This window comes from Azospirillum humicireducens (assembly GCF_001639105.2).
GTDB classification, from domain to species: domain Bacteria; phylum Pseudomonadota; class Alphaproteobacteria; order Azospirillales; family Azospirillaceae; genus Azospirillum; species Azospirillum humicireducens.
Window position 1 is genome coordinate 2,694,827 of the sequence record NZ_CP015285.1, and the last position, 7,674, is coordinate 2,702,500.

Consider the following 7,674-nt stretch of genomic DNA (forward strand, 5'->3'; position numbering starts at 1 on the left):
GCGCGCAGGCGTTCCGCAACGCGGATTTCACACACCGCGCACGTTGTGCCGCTTGTGTCCGAAATTGATGCGTCACCACAACAAAAGTACCAGGATCTGCGGCCCCAGGATGCGCAGGCACATCGCCAGCGGATAGACCGTGGCATAGGCGAGCGCCGGAGCCTCCGACGCGACCAGCGCGTTGGCGTAGGCCAGCCCCGGCGGGTTGGTCTGGGCGCCGGCCAGCACGCCGCAGATGGTCAGGAAGTTCAGCTTCATCAGCCCGCGCGCGATCAGCCCGGTCAGCAGCAGCGGCACCAGCGTCACCAGCACGCCCCACATCATCCAGGGCCATCCGGCGCCGCTGGCCAGCGTGGCGACGAAGCGGTCGCCCGACGCGATGCCCAGCACGGCCAGGAACAGGACGATGCCGATCTCGCGCAGCGCCAGGTTGGCGGCCGGCGGCATGAACCACACCAGCGGCCCGACATGGCCGACGCGGCCCAGGATCAGCGCCACGATCAGCGGCCCGCCGGCCAGACCCAGGCGCAGCGGCGCCGGCATCCCCGGCAGGAAGATCGGGATGGCACCCAGTGCCGCACCCAGCGCGATGCCCAGGAACAGCGGGATCATCTCCACCTGCTGCAGCTTGCGGGCGGAGTTGCCGAAGACCTGCCCGACGGCGGCGAGGCTTTCGGGCCGGCCGATCACCGTCAGGATGTCACCGAACTGCAGCTTCAGCGCCTGGGTCGGCACCAGTTCCACGCCCGACCGGTTGACGCGGCTGACCACCACGTCATGGGCCTCCTGCAGGTTCAGGGCGGCGATCGACTTGCCCAGCACGCCGTTGTTGGTGACGACGATGCGCTCCCATTTCAGGTCGGTGCCCTTGGTGGTCAGCGGCCGTTCGAACTCCTGCCCCAGCAGCGCCCGCACCTGCTCCAGCTTCTGCCTCGGCCCGACCACATGCAGCACGTCGCCCAGCTTCAGGCGGGTGTCGTCATGCGGGACGCAGAGCTTGCCGTCGCACAGCAGGCGCGAGGCGACCACCCCCTGGCCGCACAGCAGGTCGATGGAGCCAAGCGTCTTGCCCGCCAGCTCCGGGTTGCGCACGGCCAGATCCATCGTCTCCAGCTTGGACACCTCGGCGCGGCGGCATTCCTCGAACCGGGCGGCCTCCGCCTCCGGGTCGATGCGGAACAGGATGCGGACGGCGGCCATCGCCAGCAGGTTGCCGGCGATGCCGAACGGGTAGGTGACGGCGAAGGCAAGGCCGGGCAGGGCCATCACCGCCGCGTCGGCTCCGACTTCCGTCAGGACCTGCTGGGTGGCGGCGAGCGCCGGGGCATTGGTCACCGCACCGGCGAACACCCCCAGCGAGGACCCCAGCGACAGCGACCCCGAGGAGACCAGCGCCGCGGTCAGCAGGATGCTCGATCCGACCATCAGCAGAGCCAGCCCGTTCAGCGCCAGCCCGGTGCGGCGCAACGCCGCGAAGAAGCCGGGGCCGACCTGGATGCCGATGGTGTAGACGAACAGGATCAACCCGAAGTCGCGGATGAAGTCCATCATCTCCGGATTGAAGGCGATGCCCGCCTGCTTGGCGATGTGGCCGCCGGCGATGCCGGAGAACAGAACGCCGCCGATGCCGAGCCCGACCCCCCGGATCTTGATGTGGCCGAGCGCCACGCCGGCCGCCGACACGAGGCCGAGCATGAGGACCACCCGCGCGATCGGCGGCATGGCCTGGAGAATGTCTGCGAAGGCCGATGTGAGGGCCGACATGGGAGGACTCGCTTGCTGAACACAATTGGGCAGGGTTGCGGCAGACCCCGGAAGGGCTCCTGGTAAGCCGCGACGCTTCCCGCGGACGGGGGCGACGGTGGCAGGATGCGGCAGGACGGCGGAGTAAGGCGTTGATTCAGAACAAGCGGTCAGGCTTTAGCCCTGCCGTAGCCGGCAGCCCCGCGCTGCATCCCGCGCATGGGAGCGCAGCGCTGCGATGCCGCCCGGTTGCCACAGGACAATGTCCGATTGCTCGAACTGCATCCAAATTTTGCCATTTTCTCCCTTTAGATCTGTTTTCAAGCAACCGGCGACGCATGTCGCGCGCATCGGCGTTCCCCCTAGCGCCACCGCAGCGACGAACGGACTCCGTTCCATAGAGCATCGTCTGGCCGGACCCGGCCGGGCGCGCGGCCATCGCGAGAACCCCCTCGCGGTGGCCTTTTTCTTTGCGCGGCTCATGCCGCGGTGACGCCATTCTTGCTCCGGCTTTTCTCCCGCCCTGTGCTATAGCAGCGCCTCCCTCAACCGGAAGCACGACCCGTCCCATGCCCGTTTTTTCCGGATCCGAGCTGACCTGCCTGCGTGGCGACCGGCTGGTCTTCACCGGGCTGGAGTTCCGCATCGCTGCCGGTGGCGCCTTGGTGCTGCTCGGCCCCAATGGCAGTGGCAAGTCCAGCCTGCTGCGGGTGATGGCCGGCCTGCTGAAGCCGCTGCGCGGCACGCTCGGCTGGGACGGGGTGTCGGTTGCCGAGGATCCCGACGGCCACCGGGCGCGGGTGCAGTATGTCGGCCATCTGGACGCGGTGAAGCCGGTGCTGACGGCGGCGGAGAACCTCGCCTTCTGGGCGGGGCTGGCCGGGGCCGCCGATCCGGCCGCCAATGCGCGGGCGGCGCTCGACCGGCTTGGGGTGCCGCACATCGCCGGGGTGCCGGGCCGCTATCTGTCGGCCGGGCAGAAGCGCCGGCTGAATCTGGCGCGGCTGCTGGCCGCACCGGCGACCTTGTGGCTGCTCGACGAACCGACGGTGGCGCTCGACCGTGCCGCCATCGCCCTGTTCGAGGGGCTGATCGCCGAACACCGCGCCCAGGGCGGCATGGTGGTGCTGTCCACCCACACCGACATCGCCACCCCTGGCGGCGAGGAACTGCATCTCGACGATTTCACCCCCTACGTTGATGACGAAGAGAGCGACGACGACGAAGGCGGTGGCGAAGAGTTTCAGGAAGAGGGAGCCGTGCGATGAGCCGTTTCCTGCGCCTTGTCGCGCGCGACCTGCGGCTGGCCCTGCGCCAGGGGTCGGACGCCACCATCGCCGTGATGTTCTTCGTCCTGTGCGTGGTGTTGTTTCCCTTCGGCGTCGGGCCGGAGCCGAACATCCTCGCCCGCATCGCCGCAGGTGTGATCTGGGTGGCGGCGCTGCTCGCCTCGCTGCTGTCGCTGGAGCGGCTGTTCCAGACCGATTACGAGGATGGCTCGCTGGAGCTTCTGTCGCTCTCCTCCCTGCCGCTGGAGGCCACGGTGCTGGCGAAGACGCTGGCCCATTGGCTGGTCACCGGCGTGCCGCTGATCGTCGCCGCCCCGCTGCTGGCCGTCCTGTTGAACATGGATGCGCAGGGCTTCGGCGTGCTGGTGCTGACCCTGACGCTGGGAACGCCGATCCTCAGCCTGATCGGTGCCATCGGCGCTGCGCTGACTCTCGGCGCACGGCGCGGCGGGGTGCTGCTGTCACTCCTGATCCTGCCGCTCTACATTCCGGTGCTGATCTTCGGTGCCGGCGCCATCGACGCTGCGATCAACAGCCTGACCCCGCGCCCGCACCTGCTGCTGCTTGCAGGCATCCTCGCCGCCGCCCTGCCGCTCGCCCCCTGGGCCGGCGCCGCTGCCCTGCGTCAGGCGGTGGAGTAGGGGAGGGGCGCGGAATCCGGCTCCTAGGATTTCGGCGCCTTCTCCGGCAGCAGCCTCTCGATCGCTTCGCGCACCTTGTCCGACTCGGGGTCGGTCATGGTGGAGAACCAGGACGCCAGCTTGCCGTCCGGCCCGACCAGATACTTGTGGAAGTTCCACCGCGGCTTGGCGATGAAGCCCATCTCGTCCGACGCCCAGCGGTAGAAGGGGTGGGCGCCGTCGCCCGACACCACCGTCTTGTCCGTCATCGGGAAGTCGATCCGATAGTTGACCTCGCAGAAATCCTTGATCTGGGTCGCAGTTCCAGGCTCCTGCCCGCCGAAGTCGTCCGACGGCACGCCGACCACCACCAGCCCACGGTCGCGGTAGCGCTGCCATAGCGCCTGCAGCCCCTGGTACTGCGGGGTGAAGCCGCATTGCGAGGCGGTGTTGACCACCAGGATAGCCTTGCCCGCGAACTGCGACAGCGGCAGCGGGCGCCCGTCGATGCCCTGGAAGGTGAAGCTGTAGGCGTTGACTTCACTGCTGGCGGCCATGGCGCTGGCGCCTCCCGTCATGGAGAAGACCGCCGCCAAGGCGGTAGGGATGGCGGCCAGGGCGGCGGTGCGAAAGCGGGTCCGGACGGTCATCGGTGCGGCTCGGCGGTTGGGGGGATATCGGCACTGTCGTCATCCCGGCGGATGGCGACATCCTCAGCTACGATGCCTCATACGCTCTCCGTCGCCTACCGGATCAAACGGACCGCGGAAAACGACCGTCATGCGCGCACCGCATCCAGCCTATCCCCATCGGATGGGTAGCGATACCGCCCTCCGAACAACGGCTTCATAGGTAAGGATGCGCGGCGGACCGCTCGCAGCGCACCCGCTTTTCCACCGGGAACCACCCGAAAAACGTCTCACCCAGTCCAGCCAAAGCCTGAGCATAAGATCCTATCCCATCGACATGGGTATGCGGCTTTCCGCTCCGTTCCCGCCATCGTCCCCCCCAGCCGCCTGGCGTCAGCATCCAGATGAACATTCCGCTTCGGTAACGACCCTTATGGCGTTCAGTACTCCGACTGTTCGATCTGTCCGGCTGCGGGGGCGTTTCCGTATTGTGCCTGTGACCACCTTGTGTCCTCGCTGTCGTCCTGGTCACCACTCCGGTCTCCTCCGGCGCCCAGTCTCCGCCCGTTCACGGATCCACAGAGCTTGAAAAGCCTGTACCGCCAGTCCTTCCGTGACAGGACCCATCCGCACCGGTAGGATCGCGCGGCCTGTCGCGAAGGCGGTAGACCGTTCGGGTGGTTTACGGAAACTCAACCGATCTCCGGCCTTCTGTCGGTCGGATGCATCCTGCGGTCCGTGGCGGGGTGGGGTAGGGAGAAGACCGGATGTTCGTGATCATCGGTTTGGTCATCGTGGTGGTCAGCGTGTTCGGCGGCTACATCCTCGGCGGCGGCCACATGGGCGTGCTGTGGATGCCGTTCGAGTTCATGATCATTCTCGGATCGGCCGCCGGAGCGTTCTTCATCGCCAACCCCAAGTCCGTTGTCACCCACACCGGCAAGGAACTGGGGCACCTCTTCAAAGGTCCGAAATACAAGAAGGAGGACTTCCTCGAGGTCCTCACCATGATGTACCAGGTCTTCAAGATCGCGAAGACCAAGGGCTTGCTGGCGCTGGAACAGCACATCGAAAAGCCGGAGGATTCCCCGCTTTTCCAGCAGTTCCCCAAATTCTACGGCGATCACCATGCCATCGCCTTTCTCTGCACCTATCTCCGTCTGATGTCGCTGGGCGCCGACAACCCGCATGAGCTGGTCGACCTGATGGACGAGGACATCGAGACGATGCACCACGAACACCAGCGCATCGCCGACGCCATCCAGGCGGTGGCCGACGCCGTGCCGGCGCTGGGCATCGTCGCCGCGGTGCTGGGTGTGATTCATACCATGGGCTCGATCACCGAACCGCCGGAGGTGCTGGGCAAGCTGATCGGCGGCGCACTGGTCGGCACCTTCACCGGCATTCTGGTGGCCTACGGTTTCCTCGCCCCCATCGCCAGCGGATTGAAGAACATCTATCACGCCGAGGGCAGGTATTATCACGCGATGAAGACCGGTTTGATCGCCCATCTGTCCGGCTATGCGCCTGCCATCTCGGTCGAATACGCGCGGAACGTGCTGGAGCCGGAATACCGTCCGACCTTTGCCCAGGTCGAAGAAGCAACCTCCGCCCTGCCGCCGGCCTGATCCGGAAGGCGGGGGCTCTCAACGGTTTCCGCCGCCCCTGCCGATGGTGTTTGCCTGATGATGGCGGGACGGGATCGGGCTATCCTTACCTGCGTGCCGACCCAACACAGCCTTTCCGCACGGGATGTCCGCCATGTCCGAACTCGAACCGTTGAAGCCCGGCGAAGCCGACGTCGCCATCGAACGCGCGATGCAGCAGCGGCCGAAGGCGATGATCATCCGTGAAAAGCTGCAGAAGATGCTGGATGACGAGAACACCGCGCGGCAATTCGTCGGCGCCATCCGGAACATGATGAACAGGGAATAGGCGCAACCTTGCGGCTTTCGCCGGCGGCGATCGCCGCCGGCATGCCGATCAGTGCTCGGCGATCAGCAGCTTGTTGCCTTATTGCAGCCTTTTTCCTCCGGGGAGGCCGACGCCGGGGTGCGTGCCAGTTGCAAGCCGCCGCGGGACTCCTCGAACAGTTTGTCGATCGCCCTCCGGGCCTGCTGGAAGTTCTGGAGTTCCCGCCCCTCCAGCTTTTCGCCGGTCGGCAGGTCGACGGAGCGCGGGTTCACCTGATGCCCGGCCTTCAGCACCTCGTAATGCAGGTGCGGACCGGTGGACCGCCCGGTGGAGCCGACATAGCCGATGATGTCGCCCTGATCGACCCGCGCACCGCGGCGGATAGACTTGGCGAAGCGGCTCATATGGGCGTAGGCGGTGGAGATCTCGGTGTTGTGGCGGATGCGGACATAGTTGCCGTAGGAGCTGTTGCGCTCTGCCAGCTCGATGGTTCCGCGGCCGGCGGCATAGATCGGCGTTCCCGACGGCGCGCCGAAATCCACGCCCTTGTGCATCTTGCTGAAGCCCAGGATCGGGTGATGGCGCATGCCGAAGCCCGATGTGATGCGGGCGCCGTCGATCGGGGTGCGCAGCAGGGCGCGGCGGATGCTCTCGCCATCGTCATTGAAATAGTCGATCCGCCCGTCGCGGGTCTTGAATCGGTAGATCGGCATGTCGTCGCCGCTCAGCGTCAGCGACGCGTAAAGCAGCTCGCCTTCGCCCGCCTCCGTGCCATCGGCGGTGACCAGCTTCTCATACATCACCTCGAACCGGTCGCCCGGCTGCAGGTCGCGCTGGAAGTCGACGTCATAGGAGAAGTTCTGGAGGAAGGCCATCATGACCGAGATCGGAACCCCGGCCTGGGCCCCCGCCTCGAACAGGCTCGACCGGATGACGCCCTGCGCCGCGACCGGCTTGCGGGTCACCGGTTTCTCGGTCTGGCTGGACGTGAAACCGGTATCGCCCTTGCGCGCGATCGACACCGACCGTAGCGGATCGGGAGCGAACTCGAACCCGACGAACTTGCGGGCGCCGCCGCGGCGCGGCTCGAACAGGACGGTCACGCGCTGGCCGACCTGGAGGCGGCGCGGGTTGTAGACGTCGCGCAAGGCGGCAACCGCGTCATGGGCGTCGTTCGCCGGCACCTTCGCTTCGGCGAGCAGATCCATCAGCGTGTCGCCGCGGCCGATGGAGAGGGTGCGGCGGTCGACCGGTCCGGCGGGACCGCCATCGTCGTCGTTGCGTTTGGCCTCGGACGCGTCTTCCGCTCCCGTGTTTGGCTTGACCGCAGGTTTGTAGGCCTGAGGCATCCGGCCGTTCGGCGCATCGGCACTCTGCGCGGAAACCACCGCAGGCGTCAGCGCACCGGCCGTCATGATGGCAAGCAAGGCGAGCGTGGGAAGGCGGGAGAGCCTCGAACGCACCGTCATCCTCCTCCTG

General features: G+C 66.8%; 7 protein-coding genes. 4 read left to right on the forward strand and 3 right to left on the reverse strand.

Annotated elements, in window-relative coordinates:
- Positions 1-72: 72 nt before the first annotated feature.
- Positions 73-1,764 carry a putative transporter gene (locus A6A40_RS12690; RefSeq protein ID WP_108546664.1) on the reverse strand — a complete coding sequence of 564 codons (1,692 nt, stop codon included), beginning with the start codon at positions 1,762-1,764 and terminating at the stop codon, positions 73-75.
- A gap of 509 nt (positions 1,765-2,273) precedes the next feature.
- Here A6A40_RS12690 and ccmA point away from each other — a divergent pair.
- Both ccmA and ccmB read left to right on the forward strand, forming a co-directional pair.
- Positions 2,274-3,011 (forward strand): heme ABC exporter ATP-binding protein CcmA, encoded by a 738-nt coding sequence (gene ccmA, locus A6A40_RS12695; protein WP_418208613.1) that lies wholly within the window; start codon positions 2,274-2,276, stop codon positions 3,009-3,011.
- On the forward strand, positions 3,008-3,673 hold the full coding sequence (gene ccmB, locus A6A40_RS12700) for a heme exporter protein CcmB (RefSeq protein WP_063635711.1): 666 nt from the start codon (positions 3,008-3,010) through the stop codon (positions 3,671-3,673). Before ccmA ends, ccmB begins: the two co-directional genes overlap by 4 nt.
- Before the next feature lie 23 nt (positions 3,674-3,696).
- On the opposite strand, the gene A6A40_RS12705 is transcribed toward ccmB, so the two are convergent.
- The gene (locus A6A40_RS12705; RefSeq protein ID WP_063635712.1) at positions 3,697-4,302 is read right to left on the reverse strand and encodes a glutathione peroxidase; all 606 of its coding nucleotides are present in this window, start codon (positions 4,300-4,302) and stop codon (positions 3,697-3,699) included.
- Positions 4,303-5,048: 746 nt separating this feature from the next.
- Here A6A40_RS12705 and motA point away from each other — a divergent pair.
- The gene (motA, locus tag A6A40_RS12710) at positions 5,049-5,909 is read left to right on the forward strand and encodes a flagellar motor stator protein MotA (protein WP_014249276.1); all 861 of its coding nucleotides are present in this window, start codon (positions 5,049-5,051) and stop codon (positions 5,907-5,909) included.
- 133 nt (positions 5,910-6,042) lie between these two features.
- Entirely contained in the window at positions 6,043-6,216 is a 174-nt protein-coding gene (locus A6A40_RS30695) for a hypothetical protein (protein ID WP_158279287.1), read from the forward strand.
- Between the two features lie 62 nt (positions 6,217-6,278).
- On the opposite strand, the gene A6A40_RS12720 is transcribed toward A6A40_RS30695, so the two are convergent.
- Positions 6,279-7,658, reverse strand: coding sequence for a M23 family metallopeptidase (locus A6A40_RS12720; protein ID WP_063636276.1), 1,380 nt, complete (start codon positions 7,656-7,658; stop codon positions 6,279-6,281).
- Positions 7,659-7,674 lie beyond the last annotated feature (16 nt).